This is a genomic window from Celeribacter sp. SCSIO 80788 (genome assembly GCF_051054295.1).
Lineage (GTDB): Bacteria > Pseudomonadota > Alphaproteobacteria > Rhodobacterales > Rhodobacteraceae > Celeribacter.
On sequence record NZ_CP150482.1, the window covers coordinates 1,919,051 to 1,937,569 of the forward strand.

General features: G+C 62.0%; 22 protein-coding genes and 1 tRNA gene. 11 read left to right on the forward strand and 12 right to left on the reverse strand.

The window, feature by feature from the left end:
- Position 1: 1 nt before the first annotated feature.
- The 4 genes from V1471_RS09675 to V1471_RS09690 form a co-directional block, all read right to left on the reverse strand.
- Positions 2 to 1,045 (reverse strand): TRAP transporter substrate-binding protein, encoded by a 1,044-nt coding sequence (locus V1471_RS09675; protein ID WP_434288360.1) that lies wholly within the window; start codon positions 1,043 to 1,045, stop codon positions 2 to 4.
- A 104-nt stretch (positions 1,046 to 1,149) separates the two neighbouring features.
- Positions 1,150 to 1,917 (reverse strand): crotonase/enoyl-CoA hydratase family protein, encoded by a 768-nt coding sequence (locus tag V1471_RS09680; protein ID WP_434288361.1) that lies wholly within the window; start codon positions 1,915 to 1,917, stop codon positions 1,150 to 1,152.
- Between the two features lie 13 nt (positions 1,918 to 1,930).
- Positions 1,931 to 2,695: an SDR family NAD(P)-dependent oxidoreductase gene (locus tag V1471_RS09685; RefSeq protein ID WP_434288362.1), complete on the reverse strand. Its 765-nt coding sequence runs from the start codon at positions 2,693 to 2,695 to the stop codon at positions 1,931 to 1,933.
- A gap of 196 nt (positions 2,696 to 2,891) precedes the next feature.
- Entirely contained in the window at positions 2,892 to 3,362 is a 471-nt protein-coding gene (locus V1471_RS09690; protein ID WP_434288363.1) for a MarR family winged helix-turn-helix transcriptional regulator, read from the reverse strand.
- 168 nt (positions 3,363 to 3,530) lie between these two features.
- Between V1471_RS09690 and V1471_RS09695 the strand changes: the two genes are divergently transcribed.
- The 9 genes from V1471_RS09695 (at position 3,531) to V1471_RS09735 (ending at position 11,783) form a co-directional block, all read left to right on the forward strand.
- Positions 3,531 to 4,571, forward strand: coding sequence for a TRAP transporter substrate-binding protein (locus tag V1471_RS09695; protein ID WP_434288365.1), 1,041 nt, complete (start codon positions 3,531 to 3,533; stop codon positions 4,569 to 4,571).
- A 91-nt stretch (positions 4,572 to 4,662) separates the two neighbouring features.
- Positions 4,663 to 5,160: a TRAP transporter small permease gene (locus V1471_RS09700; protein ID WP_434288366.1), complete on the forward strand. Its 498-nt coding sequence runs from the start codon at positions 4,663 to 4,665 to the stop codon at positions 5,158 to 5,160.
- Positions 5,153 to 6,544: a TRAP transporter large permease gene (locus tag V1471_RS09705; protein WP_434288368.1), complete on the forward strand. Its 1,392-nt coding sequence runs from the start codon at positions 5,153 to 5,155 to the stop codon at positions 6,542 to 6,544. The genes V1471_RS09700 and V1471_RS09705 overlap by 8 nt, the downstream gene beginning before the upstream one ends.
- Before the next feature lie 17 nt (positions 6,545 to 6,561).
- Positions 6,562 to 7,782: a 3-hydroxybenzoate 6-monooxygenase gene (locus V1471_RS09710; protein WP_434288370.1), complete on the forward strand. Its 1,221-nt coding sequence runs from the start codon at positions 6,562 to 6,564 to the stop codon at positions 7,780 to 7,782.
- A gap of 26 nt (positions 7,783 to 7,808) precedes the next feature.
- Positions 7,809 to 8,507: a fumarylacetoacetate hydrolase family protein gene (locus V1471_RS09715; protein ID WP_434288371.1), complete on the forward strand. Its 699-nt coding sequence runs from the start codon at positions 7,809 to 7,811 to the stop codon at positions 8,505 to 8,507.
- 13 nt (positions 8,508 to 8,520) lie between these two features.
- Positions 8,521 to 9,168, forward strand: coding sequence for a maleylacetoacetate isomerase (gene maiA / locus V1471_RS09720; RefSeq protein ID WP_434288372.1), 648 nt, complete (start codon positions 8,521 to 8,523; stop codon positions 9,166 to 9,168).
- A 29-nt stretch (positions 9,169 to 9,197) separates the two neighbouring features.
- Positions 9,198 to 10,301, forward strand: coding sequence for a cupin domain-containing protein (locus tag V1471_RS09725; protein WP_434288373.1), 1,104 nt, complete (start codon positions 9,198 to 9,200; stop codon positions 10,299 to 10,301).
- Entirely contained in the window at positions 10,301 to 10,852 is a 552-nt protein-coding gene (locus tag V1471_RS09730) for a maleylpyruvate isomerase N-terminal domain-containing protein (RefSeq protein ID WP_434288374.1), read from the forward strand. The genes V1471_RS09725 and V1471_RS09730 overlap by 1 nt, the downstream gene beginning before the upstream one ends.
- 490 nt (positions 10,853 to 11,342) lie before the next feature.
- Complete coding sequence (locus V1471_RS09735; protein WP_434288376.1) at positions 11,343 to 11,783, forward strand: c-type cytochrome; 441 nt, start codon at positions 11,343 to 11,345, stop codon at positions 11,781 to 11,783.
- A 50-nt stretch (positions 11,784 to 11,833) separates the two neighbouring features.
- On the opposite strand, the gene V1471_RS09740 is transcribed toward V1471_RS09735, so the two are convergent.
- Positions 11,834 to 12,922 carry a cytochrome-c peroxidase gene (locus tag V1471_RS09740; protein ID WP_434290914.1) on the reverse strand — a complete coding sequence of 363 codons (1,089 nt, stop codon included), beginning with the start codon at positions 12,920 to 12,922 and terminating at the stop codon, positions 11,834 to 11,836.
- Positions 12,923 to 13,181: 259 nt separating this feature from the next.
- Between V1471_RS09740 and V1471_RS09745 the strand changes: the two genes are divergently transcribed.
- Positions 13,182 to 13,255: transfer RNA gene (locus tag V1471_RS09745), tRNA-Gly, on the forward strand.
- A 135-nt stretch (positions 13,256 to 13,390) separates the two neighbouring features.
- Here the strand turns inward: V1471_RS09745 and V1471_RS09750 are convergent.
- The 7 genes from V1471_RS09750 to V1471_RS09780 form a co-directional block, all read right to left on the reverse strand.
- Positions 13,391 to 13,597, reverse strand: a complete 207-nt coding sequence (locus tag V1471_RS09750) for a YgaP family membrane protein (protein ID WP_434288377.1) — start codon at positions 13,595 to 13,597, stop codon at positions 13,391 to 13,393.
- A gap of 80 nt (positions 13,598 to 13,677) precedes the next feature.
- Positions 13,678 to 14,094, reverse strand: coding sequence for a PaaI family thioesterase (locus V1471_RS09755; RefSeq protein WP_434288379.1), 417 nt, complete (start codon positions 14,092 to 14,094; stop codon positions 13,678 to 13,680).
- Entirely contained in the window at positions 14,091 to 14,768 is a 678-nt protein-coding gene (locus tag V1471_RS09760; RefSeq protein ID WP_434288380.1) for an SOS response-associated peptidase, read from the reverse strand. Before V1471_RS09760 ends, V1471_RS09755 begins: the two co-directional genes overlap by 4 nt.
- A 269-nt stretch (positions 14,769 to 15,037) precedes the next feature.
- Positions 15,038 to 15,343 carry a DUF1992 domain-containing protein gene (locus tag V1471_RS09765; RefSeq protein ID WP_096806905.1) on the reverse strand — a complete coding sequence of 102 codons (306 nt, stop codon included), beginning with the start codon at positions 15,341 to 15,343 and terminating at the stop codon, positions 15,038 to 15,040.
- Positions 15,344 to 15,805, reverse strand: a complete 462-nt coding sequence (locus V1471_RS09770) for a GFA family protein (protein ID WP_434288381.1) — start codon at positions 15,803 to 15,805, stop codon at positions 15,344 to 15,346.
- Between the two features lie 82 nt (positions 15,806 to 15,887).
- Positions 15,888 to 17,450, reverse strand: coding sequence for a bifunctional metallophosphatase/5'-nucleotidase (locus V1471_RS09775; protein ID WP_434288382.1), 1,563 nt, complete (start codon positions 17,448 to 17,450; stop codon positions 15,888 to 15,890).
- A 127-nt stretch (positions 17,451 to 17,577) separates the two neighbouring features.
- The gene (locus V1471_RS09780) at positions 17,578 to 18,180 is read right to left on the reverse strand and encodes a TetR/AcrR family transcriptional regulator (RefSeq protein WP_434288383.1); all 603 of its coding nucleotides are present in this window, start codon (positions 18,178 to 18,180) and stop codon (positions 17,578 to 17,580) included.
- Between the two features lie 74 nt (positions 18,181 to 18,254).
- Between V1471_RS09780 and V1471_RS09785 the strand changes: the two genes are divergently transcribed.
- Positions 18,255 to 18,491, forward strand: coding sequence for a hypothetical protein (locus tag V1471_RS09785; protein WP_238379768.1), 237 nt, complete (start codon positions 18,255 to 18,257; stop codon positions 18,489 to 18,491).
- The last annotated feature ends 28 nt before the right edge of the window (positions 18,492 to 18,519 follow it).

Genomic DNA, 18,519 nt, shown 5'->3' on the forward strand with positions numbered 1-18,519 from the left:
CTCAGCCCTGCGCGTCGAGAAGTTCGTTGGCGCGCGCCACGATGGCCGCACCGTCGTGACCCGCTTTGTTCAGCTTTTCGATCCAGGTGTCGTAGATCGGCTGGGCCATCTCGCGCCATTTCTCGATTTCCGCCGCCGGGATGGTGTGGATCTCGTTGCCTTGTTTTTCGACGACCGATTTGCCAAAAGCTTCGAACTCGTCGAACTGCGCGCCGAGACGACGGGACAGATCGGGCCCGGAATGATCGTCGATCACCTTGCGCAGATCGTCGGACAGGCCCTCATATTTGCGCTCGTTCATGACGAGGGCGAAGGTGTTGCAATAGACGCCGCGCCCGCCCGCTTCGGGTTCGTTGGTCACGGAGGTCAATTCCTGCAACTTGAACGCCGGCACCACCTCATAGGGCAGGCAGCAGCCGTCGATCACGCCGTTGGACAGGCCCACAACCATCTCGGTCACCGGGAAGAACACGGTTTCCGCGCCCATCAGCGTCAGCATCTCGCCGGTCGCCTGATTGGGCGCGCGGAGTTTGAGGCCCTTGAGATCCTCGACCGTGTTGATTTTCTGACCACGGGTGTGGAATTTGCCGCCGTCATGGGTGTGGAAGGCCAAGGGTTTCAGCCCCTTGTATTCATTCTGGCCGAACTCCTGCATGAGCTGATCCATCGCGACGGAGGTCTTTTCGGCATTCGTCACCATGAACGGCAGCGCGAAGGTTTCCGCCACCGGGAAGCGATCGGGCGTATAGACCGGCAGGGTCCAGGAGATGTCGGCAATGCCTTGGCGCGCCTGATCGGCGAGCTGGGGCGGTTTGCCGCCAAGCTGCATCGAGGGGAACATCTGAAATTCGATCGCACCATTCGAGGCGTCGGAGATTTCCTTGGCCCAGACATCGAAGAACCGGGTCTGCATGGGCGCAACGCCCGGCAGGAAGTGGGCGACGCGCAGCGTCACCTCGGCGGCGTGGGCTTGTTTCAGGAATGCCGGGGTCGCGAGAGCCGCGCCCATGGTGGCCAGTGCCGTGCGGCGTGTCATCGTCGTCATGTGTAATCCTCCCAAATCATGACATGCGCCCGTGTTACGGGTCTTGTTTTTGTTGGTGCGGGCGGCCTCCTCACCGCCACGCACATGCGTTACCGGAAAGCCGGTTAACGGAAGACCGGGACGCGCTTTTCCAAGAAGGCCTTGAGCCCCTCTTCGGCATCTTCGCTGGTTTGCGACACGGCGGCGCACATGCTTTCCATGAACAGACCGTCGGCCTTGGCCATATCCTCGATCCGGCTGATCGCCTGAATCATCATGTAATTCGACAGGGTGGCGTTCTTGGCGATCTTGGCGGCAAGCTTTTGCGCCAGTGCCAGCGCCTCGCCCTCGCCCACCGCATAATGCGTCAGGCCAAGCGCCAGTCCTTCGTCGGAATTGTATTTCCGCCCGGTAAGCATCATCTCACACATCCGGTCCGCCCCAAGGATACGTCCGACGCGCACCGTCGCGCCGCCGCCGACAAAGATGCCACGCATGCCTTCGGGCAGTTGGAAAATCGTCGAAGGCTCGGCGATCCGCACATGGGTCGCGGCGGCCATCTCAAGCCCGCCGCCGATGACGGCACCGAACATGGCGGAGATCACCGGCAGGCCGCCGAACTGGATTTTCTCCATCACGGAATGCCAGTTGCGCGAATGGCGCATGGTGCCCTCGGCATTGCGGGCGACATGTTCGGAGAGATCGAGGCCGGAGCAATAATGCCCCTCGGTGCCGGTCAGGATCACCACGCGCACGCCTTCCGGGGGCGCGGAGAAAAAGCCGTCGATGGCGTCGAGCAACTCATCGCACATGGCGTTGCGCTTGCCGGGGCGGTTCATGGTCAGGGTGGCAATCGGCCCTTCGATCTCGATTTTGAGGATCTCGCTGGTCATTGTCTTTGGTCTCTTATTTGATCGGCATACGCGCAGCGGCGTCGAGGCGGATGATGGTCCCGTTCAGCATCGGGTTTTCCACGATGGCCTGCACGAGGCGGGCGTATTCATCCGGGTCGCCCATCCGCGAGGGATAGGGCACGTTCTGGAGAATCTCGGCGCGGATGTCGTCCGGCAGGCCTGCGCTCATCGCGGTTTCGAACAGGCCCGGCGCAATCGCCATCACGCGGATGCCAAACCGCGCCAACTCGCGCGCGGCGGGCAAGGTCATCGAGGCCACGCCGCCTTTCGAGGCGGAATAGGCCGCCTGCCCGATCTGGCCGTCTTCGAAGGCCACCGACGAGGTGTTGACGATCACGCCGCGCGCGCCGTCTTCGTCCACCGGATCGGCTTTGGCCATGGCCTTTGCTGCGATGTTCATCACCGCATAAGTGCCAAGAAGATTGACGTTCAGCGCCTTGGCGAATGTGTCAATGGTGAGCGAGCCGTCGCGCGGCAGGATGCGCGCCGCCGTACCGATCCCGGCACAGGAGACGACGATACGGGGCGTGCCCATGTCCTGTTCGATCTGTGCGAATGTGGCCTCGACCGCCGCCGGATCGCTAACGTCTACGGCATAGCCCTGGCCGCCGATTTCACCTGCGGCGCGCGCTGCGGATGCGCCCGACAGGTCGAGTACGGCAACCCGTGCCCCCTGCTCCGCCAGACGTTTCGCCGTCGCGAAACCGAGGCCGCTGCCCGCGCCGGTGACGACTGCGACAAGCCCTTCGATCTTCATGAATGTTCCTCCCGTTTGAGAGGACAATGCAGAAGGATAATTGTTATGTCAATGAACAATTAAATGGATGACCTATCTCGCGGATGCAGCATGCATGTCAGATCATTGGGCACGCAGGAATTCCCCGGAAAACAAAAAGCCCGCGCCAAAAGGCACGGGCTCGATACTCCGGGGCGCTGCGTTGCGGCGGCGCAGCTCAGGATTTCTTGTCGAGAATCAGCGGCGCACGCGACAGGTGATTGCCGCCCTCTGCGGCTTTCGCGGCGAGGCGCAGGAAGTCCCCGCGCTCTTCAGGCGTGAGACCGGAGAGGATTTCATCCTGAAACTGCCGCACCACGGGAATCAGATCGTCGAGCAGCGCCTGCCCCGTTTCGGTCAGCGACACGAGCCGCGCACGGCGATCTTTTTCACAGACCGAGCGCAGGATCAGCCCCTTGCTCTCAAGACGGTCGAGCACGCCGCCGATGGTGGCGCGATCGTAGGCGATCAATTCGGCCAGTCGCGCCTGCTCAATGCCGGGATGGGCGCGGATCGCGTTCAGGGCGGCGAATTGCACCGAGGTCATGGTCTGGCCATGCGCCTTCATCCGCTCGGTGAAAACCGACATGGAAATCTGGTTCAGGCGGCGAATCAGATGACCCGCCATGTTGTGAATTTCGAGAGCCATGTGCCTCCTCTCCTCCCGCCCCTGCGGCGCATTGTCCTCCCCAATGCCTTAACTCAGTGATGCAGGTCAATAATAAGTATGCTTACGGAATTGACTCAGATCAATAGTAAGTATACCCATTATCTTGGCGCAACGGGAGTGCGCCCAGAGACAAACGGAGGAGCTCACATGAATCTCAAGGCCAAATTGCGCGGCACACTTGCTGCGGCAACGCTTGCAACCGTCACCGCCACGTCCGCTTTCGCGCAGGACGTCACGCTGATCCTGCACCATTTCCTTCCGCCGGTGTCCAACGCGCATAAGGTGATGCTCGAACCCTGGGCCGAGAAGGTCAAAGCCGACAGCGACGGTCGCATCGACGTTCAGATTTACCCGTCGATGTCGATGGGCGGCAAACCGGGCGAGCTTTACGGTCAGGTCCGCGACGGCACCGCCGACATCGTCTGGACGCTTCTGGGCTATACGCCGGGCGTCTTCCCGCGCACCGAAGTGTTCGAACTGCCGACCGTGCACAAAGGCTCCGCCACCGACACGACCATCGCGCTCAACGCATCGCTTGATCTTCTGGCCGAGGATTTCAAGGACATTCACGTCCTGTTCCTCCATGCCAATGACGGCAACCTGATCCACTCGGGCGGCAAGGAAGTCACCACGTTTGAGGACGTCGCGGGCATGAAGCTGCGCACGCCGTCGCGCACCGGCGCATGGCTGATCGAGGCGCTCGGCGCAGAGCCGGTGAGCCTGCCGGTTCCGGCCGTGCCCGAGGCCATGTCCAAGGGCGTGATCGACGGCGCGATGACCACCTATGAGATCGTGCCCTCGCTGAAACTTCAGGAACTCGACAAATACACCGCCGAACTGCCGAATGGCGACCGTTTCGGCACCGCCGTCTTCATGGTGGCGATGAACAAGGACGTCTACGAAGACCTGCCCGACGATCTGAAAGCGGTGATCGACGCCAATTCCGGCATGAATGTCGCCGCCGAGATCGGCACGATGTGGGAGAATTTCGAAGTGGCCGGGACCGACGCGCTCGACGCCGCCGGTGTGACCCGCAACGTCTTCTCCGACGAGGAAGCCGCGAAATTCTACGACGTCAGCGAACAGGTCGTCACCCGTTGGGTCGATGAAGTCACCGCAAAAGGCATTGACGGCGCTGGTCTCGTCGACGCCGCGCGTGCCGCCATCGCCGCGGCGCATACCGAATAACGACCGACAGAGTCGTCCAAGACCGGAGAGGCGGGTCGCGCCCGTCTCTCCCCCATCACCCCGAAACACGCACCCACCCGGGAGGCTTGCTATGTACGCTGTTGTCACGCGTCTGGCAGATTTCTTTGCCATGCTTGGAGGCGCCATCCTCTTTGTCATCGTTCTGGTCACCACCACGAACACCGGCGCTTTCATTCTCGATCGTATCGTCGGCCCGTTTGGCCTCAATGTCTCCGGCCTTCCCGGCTATGAGGATTTCGTTCAGCTCGCCATTTCCGGCGCAGCTCTGATGTTCTTTCCCTTCACCCAGGCCTCGCGCGGGCATGTGGCCGTCGATCTGTTCGTCGCAAATGCGCCGATGCCGGTGAAATGGCTTCTGGACCGCATGTGGCTGACGCTCACCGCCGGTGTCGCACTGTTTCTCGCCTGGTGGATGGTGCAGGGCATGATCGAAGTGCGCGCAGACGCCGCCGAAGCCGGTGTGCTGGGCTGGCCGATCTGGCCGTTCTACATCCCCGGCATCGCCGCCATGATCCTTTGGGCCATCGTGTCCGTCAGCCAGATGTTCGGAGACGCACGCTATGCTTGATCCCATCACCATCGGGGTCGTTGGCCTCGTCATTCTTTTCGGCCTTCTGATCCTGCGCATGCCCGTCGGCATCGCGATGATCATCGTCGGCATCGGCGGCACCTATGTGCTGTCGCTCGCTCTGCCCTATGTCCGGTTCGTGCCCTATATCCGCCAGTTCAAGACGCTCTTGTGGGAGAACGTCGCAAGCTACGATCTCTCGGTCGTGCCGCTCTTTGTGCTGATGGGCTATATCGCCGCCGAGGCGCGGCTGTCGTCGGACCTGTTCAAAGGTCTCGAAGCCCTGCTGTCGCGTCTCAGAGGCGGCGTGGCCATGGCGGCGATTGCGGCCTGCGGCGGATTTGGCGCGGTCTGCGGCTCCTCGCTCGCGACCGCCGCGACCATGGGCAAAGTGGCCCTGCCGGAGCTCAAGGCCCTTGGCTACAAGGACCGCCTTTCCGCCGGTGCGCTGGCCGCAGGCGGCACGCTCGGCATCCTGATCCCGCCGTCCGTTGCGCTGGTGATCTATGCGATCATCGTCGAGGGCTCGATCCTCAAGATGTTCCAGGCGGCCGTGCTGCCGGGTCTTCTGGCCGTGCTGTCCTTCATCGGCGTGATCGCCATTCTGGTGCGCGTCAACCCGTCTCTGGCCCCCGAACCGCGCCCGATGGAACGCGAAGAGCGCAACCGCGCGCTCAAGCGCCTCGTCCCGGTGATCGCCATCTTCGGCGCGATCATCCTCGGCCTCGGCTTCGGCCTCTTCACCCCCACCCCCGCCGCCTCCATCGGCGTGTTCCTGATCGCCGTCTACGGGTTCATCCTGCGGGCGCGCACAGGCGAAGGGCTGAACTGGGACGGCATGAAGCGCGCGCTCCACGCCACCGCGATCACCTCCGGCATGATCTACCTGATCCTGTTCGGCGCCGAGGTGCTGAAGGGCTTCTTCACCCGCTCCGGCCTGCCGCAGGCGCTCTCTGAATGGGCGGCGAACTCGGGCATGGACCCGATGCTGGTGCTGATCCTGATGCTGGTGGCCTTCGTGATCCTCGGCTGTTTCATGGAAAGCCTCGCGATGATCCTCGTGGTGGTGCCGTTCTTCTGGCCGACGCTGATCGCGATGAATGGCGGCGAATATGTCACCGCCGACATGGCCGCCTTCGGGATGACCAACGAGGACCTGAAAATCTGGTTCGGCATCCTCGCCCTCATTGTCGTCGAGCTCGGGCTGATCACGCCGCCCGTGGGCCTCAACGTCTTCATCATCTCCTCGCTCGCCAAGGACACGCCCATGTCCACCGTCTTCCGCGGTGTCATGCCCTTCCTCGGCTCCGAGGTCATCCGTGTGGGCCTGATCATTTTCATCCCCGCGCTCACCCTCACCATTCCACGCCTCATTGGCGGCTGACATAAGGAGACACTTTCATGTCTGATCTTCCCATCATCATCGCAGGCGGCGGCATCGGCGGTCTGGCGGCGGCCTGCGGTCTGGCGCGCAAGGGCCATCGCTCCATCGTCGTCGAACAGGCCCCGGCGCTCGGCGAGATCGGCGCTGGCATCCAGATCGGCCCGAACGCCTTCCATTGCTTCGACTATCTCGGCATTGGCGACGAGGCCCGCGAGAAAGCGGTCTATATCGACAAGCTGCGCCTGATGGATGCGCAAACCGCCGAGGACATCACCTCCATTCCCTTGGATGAGCCGTTCCGCGAGCGGTTCAAAAACCCCTACGCCGTGGTGCACCGCGCCGACCTGCATGGCGTTTTGCTGAAATATTGCGAAGACAGCCCGCTCGTCGACATTCGTACCTCCCACGTCGTGGAAGGCTATGAGCAGGACGGCACCTCCGTGACGCTCAAGGTGAAAGACCGCGATCCGATCAAAGGCTCCTTCCTGATCGGTGCCGAAGGTCTGCGCTCCCCGATCCGTGGCCAGATGATCGGCGACGGCGAGCCACGCATTTCCGGCCATACCACCTACCGCTCCGTCATTCCGACCGAGCAAATGCCCGAGGACCTGCGCTGGAACGCGGCGACGCTTTGGGCCGGGCCGAAATGTCACATCGTGCATTACCCGCTCAAAGGCTGGAAGGTGTTCAACCTCGTGGTGACCTATCACCGCGACGTGCAAGAGGCCATCGCAGGCCGTCCGGTTAGCAAGGAAGAGGTCGCCGCAGGCTTCGAGCACATCCACCCGAAAGCCCGTCAGGTCATCGAACATGGTTCTGATTGGAAACTCTGGGTGCTCTGCGACCGCGATCCGATTTCCAACTGGGTCGACAACCGCGTGGCTTTGCTCGGCGATGCCGCCCACCCGATGCTCCAGTATTTCGCGCAGGGGGCCTGTATGGCGATGGAAGACGCGGTCGCGCTATCGCATTGCATCGAGCATTACGGCGACAATGTCGAACGCGCGCTGCAAATCTATCAGGAAATGCGCAAGGTCCGCACCGCCCGCGTTCAGATGAACTCCCGTCTCATCGGCGAATACATCTACCACCCGGACGACGCGAAAGCCGCTGTGCGCAACCACGTCATGTCGAACATGACGCCGGATGAATGGTATGACCAACTGTCGTGGCTCTATGGCTCCACCGGGCTCGACGAGAGCACCGTCAACGCCGCGCTGAAAACCGCTGCTGAATAATTTCAAGAAACGCAAAGGACACACTTATGGCTTATGTCTTCCCCCCCGCCGAGCCGGCCACCGTGGCCGTCGATGGCACCGATGATCGCCTGCCCGTGCGCCGCATCTTCTGCGTCGGCCGGAACTACGCCGCCCACGCCCGTGAGATGGGCAAGGACCCGGATCGCGATCCGCCCTTTTTCTTCACCAAACCGGCCGATGCCGTGGTGGACACCGGCGAGGTGGTCGCTTACCCGCCGGAGACCGAAAACTTCCATTACGAGGCGGAACTCGTGGCGGTGATCGGCAAAGGTGGCAAGAACATCTCCGAAGAAGACAGCCTGTCCCACGTCTGGGGCTATGCCGTCGGCAACGACCTGACCCGTCGCGACCTGCAACTGAAGGCGCGCGAACAGGGCCGTCCGTGGGACTGGGGCAAGGCGTTCGACCGCTCTGCCGTCATCGGGCCGGTGTTCCCGGTCGAAAAAGTCGGCCACCCGGACAAGGGTTCGATCAAGCTCACGGTGAATGGCGAAGTCAAACAGGACGCCGATCTGAACGAACTCATTTGGTCGGTGCCGGAGATCATCTCCATCCTGTCGCATTCGATGACGCTTCAACCGGGCGATCTGATCATGACCGGCACGCCCGCAGGCGTCGGTGCGCTGGTCGAAGGCGACACCTGCGTGGTCGAAATCGAAGGTCTCGGCAAAATCGAGACCCCGATCGGCAAACGCGAAGCCTGAGAGGCCTGATCCGATGACCTTGAAGTTGCATAACTTCTTCCGGTCCTCGACTTCAACGCGGCTCCGTGCCGCGTTGAACCTCAAGGGGCTGGACTATGACTATATTCCCTATGTGCTGCGCACCGGGGAGACGCGGACGCCGGAGTATCTGGCGAAGAACCCGCAGGGTCTGGTCCCCACCCTTGAGCGCGAGGACGGCAGCTATCTGACGCAGTCTCTCGCCATCATGGAATGGCTGGAGGAGACCCACCCGGAGCCCGCGCTTTTGCCGTCTGACCCGGATGGCCGTGCCCGTGTGCGTGCGCTGTCTTACATGATCGCGCTGGAAATCCACCCGCTCAACAACCTGCGCGTTCTGTTCCGTCTCAGCGATCAGTTCGGTGCGGACGAGGAGGCACAAAAAGAGTGGTTCACCCATTGGGTTACGATCACCTTTGATGCGCTGGAGGCCGAGCTTTCCGCCTCGAAAGACACCGGGCTTTATTGCCACGGCGACACGCCCACCATGGCCGATTGCTGTCTCTACGCGCAGGTCTGGAACAACAAACGCTTTGGCGTACCGCTGGAAAACTGGCCGGTGATTTCGCGCATTTACGCGGAACTCGACAAGCTCCCGGCCTTTACGAAAGCCGCGCCGCCCAACCAACCCGACGCCGCCTGAGGCGGCCCCTATCCCGGAGGAATTTCACGATGCTGACCGAAGATCGCAGCCACGACACCATCGAACATGGCATGCAGCCGGAGGACACCCCGGAACTGCGCGAGCTCTACAAAGGGTTCGAAGAAAACAACCTTCTGCCGCTCTGGACGCAACTCGGCGACCTGATGCCGATGACGCCCAAATCCAAGGCCGTGCCGCATGTCTGGCGTTGGGCCGATCTTCTGCCGCTGGCGGAAAAATCCGGCGAGCTGGTGCCGGTGGGCCGGGGCGGGGAACGCCGCGCCATCGGTCTTGCAAACCCCGGTCTGGGCGGCAATGCCTATGTTTCGCCGACGCTCTGGGCCGCGATCCAGTATCTTTGCCCGGGCGAGAACGCGCCGGAGCACCGCCACTCGCAAAACGCCTTCCGCTTCGTCGTCGAAGGCGAAGGCGTCTGGACCGTCGTCAACGGCGATCCGGTGCGCATGTCGCGCGGAGATCTGTTGCTGACGCCGGGCTGGAACTTCCACGGTCACCACAACATCGCCAACGAGCCGATGGCCTGGATCGACGGCCTCGACATTCCGTTCTCGCAACAGATGGATGTCGGATTCTTCGAGTTCGGCTCCGACCGTGTGACCGACAACGCCACCCCGGATTTCTCCCGTGGCGAGCGTCTCTGGTGCCATCCGGGTCTGCGTCCGCTGTCGCAATTGCAGAATACCGTGTCTTCGCCGATCGGCGCCTATCGCTGGGAATTCACCGACCGCGCCCTGACCGAGCAGCTGTTGCTGGAAGACGAAGGCCAGCCCGCCACCGTCGAGATGGGCCATGCCGCCATCCGCTACGTCAACCCGACCACCGGCGGCGATGTGATGCCGACGATCCGCTGCGAATTCCATCGCCTGCGGGCGGGTGTCGAAACCGCAACGCGCAACGAGGTTGGCTCGACGGTCTTCCAGGTGTTCGAAGGCAAAGGCGCGGTTGTGATGAACGGCGTGACGCACAAGCTGGAGAAAGGCGACATGTTCGTGGTGCCGAGCTGGGTGCCGTGGTCCTTGCAGGCCGAGACGCAGTTCGACCTGTTCCGCTTCTCGGATGCGCCGATCATGGAACGTCTGGGCTTCATGCGTCAGATGGTCGTGGGGCAGTAATGTCCCTCACCGAGACAGACCTTGCCGCCCGCGAGGCTTTGAAAGCGCGTTTGGGCAAGGGGGCGCGATTCGACGCCCCCAACGCGCCCAGCGAGGACCTGTTGCTCGCCCGGCGCGGGACGGCCTATTTCGCGCGCAAGCTGATGGAGCTTTCCGACGAAGCGCTCTATGAGCCTGCCGCGATCTCCGGCCTGACCCGCGCCCATGTCGTGGTGCGCGTCAGCTATGAGGCGCGCTATCAGGCGCTTGCTCTGGAGGCTTTGGTCAAGGGCGAGGTGCTGGAACGGCCCGAGGAATTGCCGACGCTCGATCTGGCGGCAACACTTCCGGCCCGTGCGCTTCGGCACCTGTTCCAGCATTCCGAAGTGCATCTCAACGTCTGCTTTCGCGATCTGACCGAGGCGCAATGGGACTCAGAGATGATGCTGATCGACGGCAGCACAACCACGCCCCGCGCCCTGCCCCTGATGCGGGCGAAAGGCATCTGGCAAGGCGCGATGGACCTCGGCAATGGCGCGCGCCTCAAGGCCATGCCCGAGCGCCTGCGCTAAGTCCCTCCCCGGCCCGAGACACAGGGCCGGGCAAAATCCGATTGACCGGCAAGGCCCGTTTGCCCAGAGTGACCCACACGACATCGGGGACATCATGCGTCGGGTTCTGATCCTTTTGCTTCTGTGGTCCATGACCTTTCTCTCCGTTCCGGGGACGAAGGCCGAACAGGCAATGACCCCGACACAGACGATGGCCTCAGCCATGTCGCATGGACACACGGACTGCTGCCCTTGCCCTGAAAGGCACACATCCGGTGCCGCGGGTCATCTTTTCTGCGCCCATGCCACCTGCCTTTTGTGCGCGGTCAGCGGCACTGAGCTGCGCTCCCTCTCTCGCACCATTCATACCGCAGGCTTTCCATTGCCGACGATTGCAGGGGGCCTGCCCTATGCGCCTGCGCTCGACCTTCCCCCTCCCCGTCCCGGTTCCACTTTCGTCTGACCCTTTTCTCAAGGCGCAGCTGCGCCCAGAACCGATACGGAAACATCCATGAAGAAAATCATTCTGCCTGTGGCCACCGCCGCAGTGCTGGCCACGGGCGCCTATCTCGGGTTCAAACCGTCCGCCGAACCGGCCACCTCCGCCTCGTCCTCGCGCCCCGCCGCGGGTGCCCCGCTCGTCGCGGTGACCTTGCCGGACAGCCTTTCGACGAATGCACAGATCGGCAAACGCGCCTTCGATGCCACCTGCGCCGCCTGCCACGGTGTCAAGGCCGCAGGGGTCGAGGGCTCCGGCCCGCCGCTCGTCCATGTGATTTACGAACCTTCGCACCACGGTGACATGGCCTTTGTCATGGCCGCCCAGCGCGGGGTGCAGGCGCATCACTGGCGTTTTGGCGACATGCCGCCGCAAGAGGGGCTGACAGAGGGCGATCTGAAAGCGATTGTCGCCTATGTCCGGGAAGTGCAACGCGCCAACGGCATCCAGTAAAGCAAGTGGCGTGCCCGGGGGGCGGCGATGCCGTCGCACCCCGGGCAGGCTCATTCCTCAAGCAAATGCTCGTAGCGCGCATCCGTCAGGGTCTTCATGAAGGCCACGAGCGCGTCGATCTCCCGATCTTCAAATGCCGGTCCCGTGGTCAGCTCTTCCATCGAGATATTCTCCGCCACCTCCGGCGGACCAAAGCGCTCGCCGGTCTCCGGGTTGATCATCCGCGCCTCGGATTTGGTGTTGTAGGTGTTGTAGAACAGCACGACCGTACGCAGGTCCTGAAACACGCCGTTGTGCATATAGGGGCCGGTCACCGCCACGTTGCGCAGCGTCGGCACCTTGATCTTGCCTGCCAAACCCGCCGTGTCGGCGACCAGCGTGTTCTGCGCCAACCCGAGATCGGGATGGCCGCGCCCGACGCCGTTCATATCGCGCAGCTCACCGTTCTCCGGCACGCCGATGTTGTGATATTCGTAATTGGTGAAGGTCTCGCCCTCCGCCCCGGCTTGCGGCTTGAGCTGATGGCAGAGGTTGCAATTGGTGAACTGCTGCGAGAAAAACAGCGTCTCGCCCAGCAGTTCTTCGCGCGTCAGCTCCGCCTCGCCGCGCAGATAGCGGTCGTATTTGCTGTCGAAGGGCGAGAACAGATCGGTCTCCTCGAAGGCGGCAATCGCCTTGGTCATCGCCGCATAGGCCGCATCGCTGTCGGTGAAAATCTCGTCTCCGAAGAGCCCCTTGAACGCCACGACATAGGCCGGATTTTCCTCCAGCCGCGCCACAACGGAGGCGGCATCTTTCATCCCCATCTCGATCGGATTGAGCGGCGGGCCGCCCGCCTGATCGGCAAGCCCTGCAGCGCGCCCGTCATGGAACTGGCCGCCCATATAGACGCCTTCGTCGAGCTTTTGGAACATCGGCGCGAAATGCGCGTAGGTGGCGGTCGGCGCGTTGCGATCCCCCAGAGAGACGCCATCGTCGCCCGGCGAGGCCATGCCACGCGGGTCGGCAAAGGCATGTTCCGGGTCGTGACAGGTCGAACAGGATTGCGTGCGGTTTTGCGACAGGTTCTCGTCGAAGAACAGCGCCTCGCCCAGCGCTTCGAGCGTGGCAAGCTCCTCGGCCCGGAGCGGAACGGGCATGAGAAGCGTGGTACAGAACAGGGTCAGGACAAGAGATCCGGGGGCGAGAGGTCTGGCGATCATGAGCGCAGTGCTTTCCGATTGGCTGTTCGAATGGCGGCGTCCCGCCTTTATCTGAGCTTTTCACTCGGGAATTTGACCGATGTCAAGAGCAGGCGAAAAAACGTGATAGCCCCGCAACGCTCGAAACGGCCCGCTTCGGTTGCGGAAGGCCACTTGACGCTCGAAAATCCATCGCCTAAACACGGGGCTCAACGCAGCGGGCGTTGTGTAATGGTAAGACCTTAGCCTTCCAAGCTAATGACGCGGGTTCGATTCCCGCCGCCCGCTCCAAATCTTCCCTCACATTCAAACGCCCCTGTACTGATGTCGCGTGTTTCTGTGCGAGCCTGCGGTTTTCTGATGGCAAAAATACTCAAAACGAAACGGGGCCCCGAAGGACCCCGCTCAGAGATATATGCACCGAGATCACTTCTCGAAGGCACAGCCTGCCGGAAGGCCGAGTTTGGCCATGATCTTGGCCGCCGGGCACCAGCCGGTGAAGGAGGATTGCAGCAGGTTGGCACCGATGAAAACGGTGAACCAGACGAAATAGGGGCTGACGAACTGGGTCAGCAAAACGCTGATCAGAACCATGATGCCGGCAAAGCGGAACATAGCGCGGTCGATGGACATTGGGGTTTCTCCGTATGGAATGACAGATTTGCGACAGAACTAGCAAATCGCGCGATTAAATTCAAGATTTCGAATATGGCTCAACCAGCCGAACGCACACGAAATGTGCCCTGCGCAGTGGCGATCACTTCGCCGGTCTCGTCAACGATAATGCCTTCGGTGAAAAACGTCTTGGCGCCGCCGCCGATACGCTTGCCGCTGGCGATCAGCCGCGTGCCTTTCGGGCGCGACAGGTAATTGACGCTCATGTTGAGCGTCATGGTCATTTTCTTGTCCTCCGGATCGCCCGTGAACGCCCCGGCATAGCCCATCGCCGTATCGAGCATCATGGCGTAATAGCCGCCATGGGGAATGCCGTGACGGTTCTTGTGGATGTCTTGCAGCTCGATCTCCATCCGCGCCACATCCGGCCCCCAATGGGTCATCTCCATGCCGATGTGCTGCGCGGCAAGCGACAGCGCCTCCCAACTGGCCGGATTGTCCATGTCATAGCTCATGCGTCGATCTCCTCGATCAAGTCTGGGCCACTGGCCCGGTTGGAATTCACCGCCTTGCCGACACGGTGGAATCGCAAGGTTTCGTCGTCGGCCGGTTTCATCAAACGCGCCGCCCCGTGCCCCTCTTCGCCCAGCCATTTCCCCCAGTGCTCCGGTTGCAGGATGACCGGAATGCGGTGGTGGATTTCGGCCATACGCCCCGTGGCCTCCGTCGTCACCATGGCACAGGTGGACAAACGCTCACCGTCCTGCTCCCAGTCCTGCCAGATGCCCGCGAAGACCATCGGCCCCTGCCCCGCAGGCTGGATATACCACGGCAGTTTTTCACCGCCCTCGGGGCGGAACCATTCGTAAAACCCATCGGCAGGGATGAGGCAACGGCGCATGCGGCAGGCCTCGCGAAACGCCGGTTTCTCGGCCAGCGTTTCGGCGCGGGCGTTGATCAGCAGCGGCCCGTCGGAGGGCGATTTATACCAGCGCGGGATGAAGCCCCAGCGCATTGGCACGAGGCGACGCTGCCCCGTAGCCTCATCGCTCTCGCGGTAGACCACATGGATCTGCGTTGTCGGGCAGATGTTGTAATTCGGCAGCGGCGGCAAGTCATTCGCTGGCGCGGCTTCGAAAAGCTGCGCCAAAGCGTCACCTGTCATGGAAAGGGCAAACCGTCCGCACATGGGGGCAATTTAGCGGCTCCTGCGACGAGGGCCAGAGCAGATCGTGCAGGTGGGGTTTTGAGTATTTACGCCATCAGAAAACCAAGGGCCAGAACCAGACGGTCCTCTCCGGCATCTGCATGGCCGGTTTCTTCATCGGCACTCTGTCCCCCTCTTCATCGTTAAGGTTAATCAGATTAACCTTAATGCAAGGTAAAGGGCGTCAGGAGAGGGGCTTGGCGACACAGATGCGGGCCTCGCGTACAACATGTCGCGGCACCGTCCTTCCCTCAGCGATGCGCCTTGCGGGCGATGTCGATCTTCGCGTCCATCATCGACATTTCCTTCATGATCTCGCTGCGCCGCGTCCGGTCGGAGGTCTCACGCAACTCTTCGCGGAGTTTTTCCAGCTCCCGCGACAGCGACACAAACTCCGGCACGCCGCCGTTCTCTTTGATCAGCCGGTTCAGCAGCGCGTTTTCCGGGTCGTCTTCACGCGGCAAAGGTTTGCCCGCCCCCGGCAGGTTGTCGAAAGCGCCGTCGCGCTCGGCCTCGGCGATTTTCTGGTTGATCAGGTCGATCAGAGGATGATCCATCTACGCCTCTCTTGCCGCCTTGAACCGGGCAAGGCTGGCCTCCGACCAGACCTCTTTCGGTTTGTAGAAGGCTTCGAATACCGGCGCGCCCTCGGGCAATACGACCCACGGCAGTTTCGTCGAGGTGAAGATATGCACATCCGGCGCGATCTCGGCACGCTCCTCCAGCGTGCCGCACCGCACGAAGGCGAAGGCCTCCCCCGACCCCGCGTAATGCGACCAGAGCGCCACCTTGCAAGATGGACAGCGCGCCACGCTCTGGCCATGGCCGGAGTTCGAGGGGGTGGCGATCATCTCGGGAGTGCCTCTGGTGAGCCGGATTTCAGCCGTCTCGACATAGGCGTTGAGCGCGAAGGCCGATCCGGTTTCGCGCTGACACCATGTGCAATGACAGCAATGCACGATCATCGGCCGGGCCGTCATTTCAAATTCGACCTCTCCGCATGTACAGCGCCCGTGCATACCCGTTTCCTCCCCTGCCAGCCCAAATGAAAAAGCCCCCGCATGATTGCGAGGGCTTTTCTGTTTGTCTAGCGCGAACCGTTTATTTCACGGTGATGCGGCCGTCCGTATAGGGCGTGTAGGGCGCATGTTCGATCATGTACTCGGCCAGAACGTCGGCGAGATCGGGACCGAAGTCATAGGCATTCTCAGCGCTCAGGAACATTTTGTAGCCGTCGCCGCCGTTGCGGACGTAGTTGTTCGTCACCGCGCCATAGACCTTGTCCATCTCGATCGGCGCGCCGCCGACCATCACGTCGGAAATGCGGGACCCGACCTCAGCCGCCGGATCGACGGTGTAGGACATGCCCGCCACCTGCGGGAAACGGCCTGCGCCATCGGCCATCTCGGAGACACCGTTTTCCAACGCCTCGACGATGGTCGCGCCGGTCACCTGGAAGGTGGAGAGCGTGTTCTGGAACGGCAGAACCGTGAGCACGTCGCCCATGGTCACCTGACCGCCCTGAATGGAGGCCCGCAGACCGCCGCCGTTCTGGATGGCGATCTCGACACCCTGATCCTTCACGCGCTCCAGCATGGCGTCGGCCACGAGGTTGCCCATGGCGCATTCAACGGCCCGGCAGGTTTCGCGCGAACCGTCGATGTCGGCGGCAGCTTCGGCGACAACCTTGGCTTTCAGCTCGTTGATCGGGCCCGCAAGCTCGGTGATGCGCGCCTTGATGTCGGCGTCTTCCGCGACGGTCGCGTCGAGCAGGATCGGTTCGCCGGTGGCGGAGATCAGCGTGCCCGCGTCGTCGAAGGTCAGCACGAGGTGACCGAGGTATTTCGAATAGGCATAGGCGGAGACGACCGGAACTTCGCCGACCATGGTCGGGTAAGCCATCGCGCCTTCGATCTCGTTGGAGAACAGCGTGTGGGAGTGACCGCCGACCACGGCGTCGATGCCCGCGACCTCACCGGCAAGCTCCAGATCCTTGTTCACACCGACATGGGTGAGCGCGATGATCTTGGTCACACCTTCGGCCTCAAGCTCGGCCACATCGGCGGCAAGGCTGTCGGCTTCGTCCTGGAAGATCACGTTCGGGCCGGGGCTGGCGGTTTCCGGCGTATCGACGGCCAGCGCGGAAATGATGCCGATTTTCTCGCCACCCACTTCCAGCACGACATAGTTTTTCACTTTGCCATTCAGCAGGTTGGATTGCGACACATCGAGGTTGCCGGAGATCACCGGGAAATTCGCATGCTCGATCAGTTTGAGCGTGCCTTCCGGGCCATCGTCGAATTCGTGGTTGCCAAGGGCCATCACGTCATAGCCGATCTTGTCCATCATCTCGGCTTCGACATCGCCCTTGTAGGTCGTGTACATCAGCGAGCCCTGATACTGATCGCCTGCGTCGAGCAGGAGCACGTTCTCACCGTCCAATTCCGCGCGCATCTCGGCGACTTTCGTGGCCAGACGGGCATAGCCGCCAAAGCACTCACCGGCCGCGTTGTCTTCTTCGGGGCAGGTGTTGTCGTATTTCGTGATCGGCTCGATCCGGCTGTGCAGATCGTTGGTGTGCAGGATGTGCAGCGTATAATCGGCATGCGCGGCACCTGCCATCAGAGCCATTGCGGCGGTGGTGGTGAGAACTTTTTTGAGCATATCTTGCCCCCTGTTAAACGTCATGACTTCCAACCTGACCGGTCTTGACCATCGAGTCAAAGCCCGAAAACAGAAAATGGCTACATCCGCAACGTAACGGAATTGTAACGATGAAATGACAGGCAGATCATCGTTTTCCGACAATCCAGCCGTCCAGCACCTCATGCGCAAGCCGTTCCGGATCGCTGTCGAGCCGCCCGGTGATCAGCCGCATCCACGCGACCGCCATGATCGTCTCCGCCAAGGCCCCCGCCTGCGCCCCGTCGATCAGCTCGCCGCGCATCCGCGACCATTCGACCACCTCGGCCAGCGCCACGAGACGCTCCTTGCGGTAGCGCTCCAGCGCCTCGGCCACATCCGCATCCGATTGCGCCTCCGCGATGATCAGCGCGAAGACCTGCCCTTCCGGGGTTTTCCAGAAGTCGAAGACATAGCGATAAAAGGCCCCGACCGTCGCAATCAGCGCCCCCTTGTCCTCATGCGCATGCTCACCTTTCGCACGCTCGTAAACCGCCACCAAAAGTGCCCCCCGCGACGGCCACCATTTGTACAGCGTCGCCTTGCCCGCGCGGGCGCGCCTGGCCACGGCCTCCATGCTCAGCCCCTTCACGCCCTTGTCGCGCAGAATCTCCTGCGCCGCCGTCAGGATCGCCTCCTCCGTCGCCGGGTTGCGTTTCGCCCCGATCGAGCGCCTTTGCGGCTCTGCACATTCTGCTGTGCGATCAGACACAGGCCTTCTCCTTTACATATCGAAACGCTTCGTTCACATTAAACGAAACGCACCGTTCCCTTTGGAGATAACACATGTCCATGTCCACCGCCATGCCCTCCGCCCCGAAACGCCCGAATCGTATCCGGTTCAGCTTTTTCGTCTTCCTCGGCGTCTACCCGCTGGTCACCGCCCTGATTTACGGCCTCGCGCCGCTCACCTCGGAGTGGCAGATCTGGCAACGCAACCTCGTCATGGTGCCGATGATCGTGCTGTCCATGGTTTTCGTCATCATTCCGCGCATTCATCGCCATTGCCACCGCTGGCTCTAAGCCCACGATTTACGCAAACCCGGTGCAA

What these genes read in the sequence shown, in the direction of transcription:
- V1471_RS09675 (WP_434288360.1), bottom strand. Translation starts at nt 1,045, where the DNA reads ATGACGACGATGACACGCCGCACGGCACTGGCCACCATGGGCGCGGCT.
- V1471_RS09680 (WP_434288361.1), bottom strand. Translation starts at nt 1,917, where the DNA reads ATGACCAGCGAGATCCTCAAAATCGAGATCGAAGGGCCGATTGCCACC.
- V1471_RS09685 (WP_434288362.1), bottom strand. Translation starts at nt 2,695, where the DNA reads ATGAAGATCGAAGGGCTTGTCGCAGTCGTCACCGGCGCGGGCAGCGGC.
- V1471_RS09690 (WP_434288363.1), bottom strand. Translation starts at nt 3,362, where the DNA reads ATGGCTCTCGAAATTCACAACATGGCGGGTCATCTGATTCGCCGCCTG.
- V1471_RS09695 (WP_434288365.1), top strand. Translation starts at nt 3,531, where the DNA reads ATGAATCTCAAGGCCAAATTGCGCGGCACACTTGCTGCGGCAACGCTT.
- V1471_RS09700 (WP_434288366.1), top strand. Translation starts at nt 4,663, where the DNA reads ATGTACGCTGTTGTCACGCGTCTGGCAGATTTCTTTGCCATGCTTGGA.
- V1471_RS09705 (WP_434288368.1), top strand. Translation starts at nt 5,153, where the DNA reads ATGCTTGATCCCATCACCATCGGGGTCGTTGGCCTCGTCATTCTTTTC.
- V1471_RS09710 (WP_434288370.1), top strand. Translation starts at nt 6,562, where the DNA reads ATGTCTGATCTTCCCATCATCATCGCAGGCGGCGGCATCGGCGGTCTG.
- V1471_RS09715 (WP_434288371.1), top strand. Translation starts at nt 7,809, where the DNA reads ATGGCTTATGTCTTCCCCCCCGCCGAGCCGGCCACCGTGGCCGTCGAT.
- maiA (WP_434288372.1), top strand. Translation starts at nt 8,521, where the DNA reads ATGACCTTGAAGTTGCATAACTTCTTCCGGTCCTCGACTTCAACGCGG.
- V1471_RS09725 (WP_434288373.1), top strand. Translation starts at nt 9,198, where the DNA reads ATGCTGACCGAAGATCGCAGCCACGACACCATCGAACATGGCATGCAG.
- V1471_RS09730 (WP_434288374.1), top strand. Translation starts at nt 10,301, where the DNA reads ATGTCCCTCACCGAGACAGACCTTGCCGCCCGCGAGGCTTTGAAAGCG.
- V1471_RS09735 (WP_434288376.1), top strand. Translation starts at nt 11,343, where the DNA reads ATGAAGAAAATCATTCTGCCTGTGGCCACCGCCGCAGTGCTGGCCACG.
- V1471_RS09740 (WP_434290914.1), bottom strand. Translation starts at nt 12,922, where the DNA reads ATGCCCGTTCCGCTCCGGGCCGAGGAGCTTGCCACGCTCGAAGCGCTG.
- V1471_RS09750 (WP_434288377.1), bottom strand. Translation starts at nt 13,597, where the DNA reads ATGTCCATCGACCGCGCTATGTTCCGCTTTGCCGGCATCATGGTTCTG.
- V1471_RS09755 (WP_434288379.1), bottom strand. Translation starts at nt 14,094, where the DNA reads ATGAGCTATGACATGGACAATCCGGCCAGTTGGGAGGCGCTGTCGCTT.
- V1471_RS09760 (WP_434288380.1), bottom strand. Translation starts at nt 14,768, where the DNA reads ATGTGCGGACGGTTTGCCCTTTCCATGACAGGTGACGCTTTGGCGCAG.
- V1471_RS09765 (WP_096806905.1), bottom strand. Translation starts at nt 15,343, where the DNA reads ATGGATCATCCTCTGATCGACCTGATCAACCAGAAAATCGCCGAGGCC.
- V1471_RS09770 (WP_434288381.1), bottom strand. Translation starts at nt 15,805, where the DNA reads ATGCACGGGCGCTGTACATGCGGAGAGGTCGAATTTGAAATGACGGCC.
- V1471_RS09775 (WP_434288382.1), bottom strand. Translation starts at nt 17,450, where the DNA reads ATGCTCAAAAAAGTTCTCACCACCACCGCCGCAATGGCTCTGATGGCA.
- V1471_RS09785 (WP_238379768.1), top strand. Translation starts at nt 18,255, where the DNA reads ATGTCCATGTCCACCGCCATGCCCTCCGCCCCGAAACGCCCGAATCGT.